We start from the raw sequence: 4,112 nt of genomic DNA, 5'->3' as shown, positions 1-4,112 counted from the left end.
CATCGTTCCCGTGCCGACGTTCCTCGACCCCCGCCTTCTCGACTTCGCCACCGTCTGGGCCGCCGCCGGAACGCCGCGGCACATCTTCCCGATCGCGCCGGCGCTCTTGCTGTCCGTCACCGGCGCCAGGGTTGCGGAATTCACCGAGGAGACGGCCGCCGGCGCATGATGTGAATTTCTTTTACATCACCTCTTGACGCCCGCCACCCCCGCCCCGATCTTCCGCAATGTGAAACACGTTCACATCAACCCCACGGAGGAAACCCGCATGTCCATCATCGCCGCCTGGCCCGGTCGCGCCGAAGCTTGGCTCGACGACCGCGGCAAGGGCGCCTGGATTGTCGCCATGGTGCTCGGCTTCATCGTCTTCTGGCCCGTCGGCCTCTTCATCCTCGGCTACATGATCTGGAGCAAACGCATGTTCTCGAAAGGCTGCGGCTGGGGCCGCCACAACGCCCACCACGACATGGCCCGCACCTGGGCGAACCGCCACGGGTTCCGCTCCTCCGGCAACACCGCCTTCGACGCCTACAAGGCCGACACGCTCGACCGGCTGGAGCGCGAGCAGGAGGAGTTCGAGGCCTTCCTCAAGCGGCTGCGCGAAAGCAAGGACAAGGCCGAGTTCGACCAGTACCTCGATGAGCGCGCCCGCGCCGCCCGCGACGAAAGCGCGCGCCGGGCCGAGGACAGCCAGAGCGGCGGCGGAGAGGCCGGTCGCGGCCAGTACTGAAGCCTCGCTGCCCCTTGCCGGCAACGGCCCGGACCCTTCCGGGCCGTATGGCTTGCGGGGAAGGCGGGATTGTCCGCATTGTATCGAACAGAAGGCTTGGCGGATTTCGGCGTGCTTGCTAACGTCGGCGTTGCCGACCAACCGAAGCCCGAGAACCTTTCCCGACGCAGGCCATGCGCCACACGCTGCCCATCGCGCCCCAGTTCTACGTGACGGCCCCGCAGCCCTGCCCCTATCTAGAGGGCCGGTCCGAGCGGAAATTGTTCACGGCCCTTCAGGGCGACAATGCCGAAAGGCTGAACGACGCGCTGTCCAAGCAAGGCTTCCGCCGGTCGCAGAACGTGCTCTACCGCCCCTCCTGCGCCGAATGCGCGGCCTGCCTTTCCGCCCGCATCCGGGTGGCGGACTTCGCGCCGAGCCGGAGCCAGCGCCGCACCATCCGCCGGAACGCCTACCTGCGCCGCGACGCGACGAGCCCCTGGGCGACCGAGGACCAGTACGCGCTCTTCCGCCGCTACCTCGACAGCCGCCATTCAGACGGCGGCATGGCCGACATGGACATCTTCGAGTTCGCCGCGATGATCGAGGAGACGCCGGTCAAGAGCCGGGTGATCGAATATTCCGCGGCGCCCGGCGAACCGGGCGGACGGCGGAAGCTCACGGCCGTCTGCCTGACCGACGTCCTCGATGACGGGCTGAGCATGGTGTACAGCTTCTACGACCCCGACAAGGCCGGCGACAGCCTCGGCACCTACATCATCCTCGACCACGTCGACCTCGCCCGGCGCACCGGGCTGCCCTACGTCTATCTCGGCTACTGGGTGCCCGGCAGCCGCAAGATGGGCTACAAGGCGGGTTTCGGCGCGCTCGAGATCTACAAGAACGGCCGCTGGCAGGACATCGGCAACCCGGCCGACCATTCCGGCGACACCCATCCCCTGTCGGTCGATCCCATCGCCGAACAGGTTGCGCGCATCGCGCTTCCCGAAGCACGCCCGACCCGAGCCTGACATCGGGCGAAAGCGACGCCTCCTGCGCCGCTCTGCGGACGCTGGCCGGAAACTTCCCTAACGGCAGATCTGGGGTTGGCGCACTCGCGGTTAGACCGATCCGGCCGGACGCTCTATAAAAACCGGACCGGACCGACGAATCCGGATTGCGAAGGGGAGGCCACATGGACGTATTGCTGGCGCTGTCGCGCCTGATTGACCGCATCAACGAGGCGATAGGCAAGTCCGTTGCCTGGCTCATCCTGATCGCGATCTTCGTCTCGGCGGTGAACGCGAGCGTCAGGAAACTGTTCAACACCTCGTCGAACGCCTGGCTGGAGCTTCAGTGGTATCTCTACGGCGCGGCCTTCATGCTGGCGGCCGCCTACACGCTGAAGCAGAACGAACATATCCGCATCGACATCGTCTATGGCCGCTGGTCCCGGCGCACGCAGCACTGGATCGACCTCTTCGGGCACGTCGTCTTCCTGATGCCGTTCGTGCTGCTGATGACCTGGTTCTTCGCCCCCTATGCCCTGCAGTCGTTCCGCTCGCAGGAAGTGTCCACCAACGCCGGCGGGCTGATCATCTGGCCGGCCAAGACGCTGCTGCTGATCGGCTTTGCCCAGCTCTCCCTTCAGGGGGTTTCGGAAATCATCAAGAAGATCGCCGTCATGCGCGGCCTGATCGAGGATCCCCACCCCTTCGTCTCCGCTCACGCCGCGGCCGAACGCGAAGGCGAGGCGCTGGTCTCGGAGATCCGCAAATGATGGAGTTCATCGCGCTGAACATGGCGCCGATCATGTTCGCCTCGCTCGTCATCTTCCTGCTGCTCGGCTATCCGGTGGCCTTCGCGCTGGCCGCCAACGGCCTCCTGTTCTTCTTCATCGGCGTGGAGCTTGCCCCCCTTTCGGAAGGCGCGATCAACCTGTCCTGGCCGCTTCTGAACACGATGCCGGGCCGGCTCTGGGGGCTTCTGTCCAACGAGACGCTGCTGGCCATCCCGTTCTTCACCTTCATGGGAATCGTCCTCGAACGCTCGGGCATGGCCGAGGACCTGCTCGACACCGTGGGCCAGCTCTTCGGGCCGGTGCGCGGTGGCCTTGCCTATGCGGTGATCATCGTCGGCGCCCTGCTCGCCGCCACGACCGGCGTCGTCGCGGCCAGCGTCATCGCCATGGGGCTCATCTCGCTCCCGATCATGCTGCGCTACGGCTACGACCGGCGGATTGCCTCGGGCGCGATCGCGGCCTCCGGCACGCTGGCGCAGATCATTCCCCCCTCGCTCGTGCTCATCGTGCTTGCCGACCAGCTCGGACGGTCGGTGGGCGACATGTACAAGGGTGCGCTGATCCCCGGCCTGGTGCTGACCGGCATCTACATGTCCTACGTGCTGCTGATCTCGATCATCCGGCCCTCCTGGGTTCCGGCGCTTCCGCCCGAGGCGCGGACGCTGGGCTCGGGCGTGATGTCGCTTCTCGTCGCGCTCGCGGCCGGCATCGGCGTCGCCTATGCCGCCTACCTCTGGCTCGAGCCGACGCATGGCGCCAACGCCGACATTCTCGCGGCGAGCCTCGGGGTCGTGGCCATCTATGTCGCGGCGCTGCTCGACCGGTCACTCGGCCTGAACCTGATGTCGCGGCTGGCCCAGCAGGTCGTGATCGTCCTCATCCCGCCGCTCGCGCTGATCTTCCTCGTGCTCGGCACGATCTTCCTCGGCATCGCCACCCCGACCGAAGGCGGGGCCATGGGCGCCGTCGGCGCACTGGTGCTGGCGGCGATGAAACGGCGGCTGAGCCTGTCGGTCATCAGCCAGGCGCTGACCTCGACCACGCGGCTCTCGGCCTTCGTCATGTTCATCCTGGTCGGCGCGCGGGTGTTCTCCCTCACCTTCTACGGCGTGAACGGCCATATCTGGGTGGAGCATCTCCTGACCTCGCTGCCGGGCGGCGAGACCGGGTTCCTGATCGCGGTATCGATCCTGGTCTTCCTCCTCGCCTTCTTCCTCGACTTCTTCGAACTCGCCTTCATCATCGTGCCGCTTCTCGCCCCCGCGGCGGAACGACTGGGCATCGACCTGATCTGGTTCGGCGTCATCCTCGGGGTGAACATGCAGACCTCGTTCATGCACCCGCCGTTCGGCTTCGCGCTCTTCTACCTGCGGTCCGTCGCGGCGAAGGCGCCCTATCTCGACAAGGTCACGGGCCGGCAGATGGCGCCGGTGACGACGGGCCAGATCTACTGGGGCGCCGTTCCCTTCGTCTGCATCCAGGTCGTCATGATCGGGGTCGTGATCGCCTTCCCGCAGCTGGTGATGCACTACAAGGGCAAGCCGGTCGATACGTCGAACGTCACGATCCAGATTCCCGGCATCGGCGGCGGACTGGGCGGGG

4 protein-coding genes are annotated in these 4,112 nt (G+C 66.4%); all 4 read left to right on the top strand.

Translation table 11 applies throughout. The features are described from left to right. Positions 1–268 precede the first annotated feature (268 nt). A complete protein-coding gene (locus F9K34_RS17380; RefSeq protein WP_291338375.1) occupies positions 269–730 on the top strand; it encodes a DUF2852 domain-containing protein in 462 nt (153 codons plus the stop codon). Positions 731–903: 173 nt separating this feature from the next. Next, a complete protein-coding gene (locus F9K34_RS17375) occupies positions 904–1,740 on the top strand; it encodes an arginyltransferase (protein ID WP_291338374.1) in 837 nt (278 codons plus the stop codon). 164 nt (positions 1,741–1,904) lie between these two features. Further along, the gene (locus F9K34_RS17370; protein WP_291338373.1) at positions 1,905–2,489 is read left to right on the top strand and encodes a TRAP transporter small permease subunit; all 585 of its coding nucleotides are present in this window, start codon (positions 1,905–1,907) and stop codon (positions 2,487–2,489) included. Continuing rightward, a partial coding sequence (locus F9K34_RS17365; RefSeq protein ID WP_291338372.1) for a TRAP transporter large permease occupies positions 2,486–4,112 on the top strand: 1,627 nt, incomplete at its 3' end. The genes F9K34_RS17370 and F9K34_RS17365, both read left to right, overlap by 4 nt.

Origin of the sequence: Albidovulum sp., assembly GCF_008933605.1 — a bacterium.
Taxonomy (GTDB): Bacteria; Pseudomonadota; Alphaproteobacteria; order Rhodobacterales; family Rhodobacteraceae; genus Albidovulum.
Note: the sequence above shows the minus strand (reverse complement) of the source record. Positions and strands in the feature narration are given on the sequence as shown.

Bases quoted from the DNA above. Each gene is read 5' to 3' on its own strand.
- F9K34_RS17375 (WP_291338374.1), top strand. From the start codon at position 904: ATGCGCCACACGCTGCCCATCGCGCCCCAGTTCTACGTGACGGCCCCG.
- F9K34_RS17380 (WP_291338375.1), top strand. From the start codon at position 269: ATGTCCATCATCGCCGCCTGGCCCGGTCGCGCCGAAGCTTGGCTCGAC.
- F9K34_RS17370 (WP_291338373.1), top strand. From the start codon at position 1,905: ATGGACGTATTGCTGGCGCTGTCGCGCCTGATTGACCGCATCAACGAG.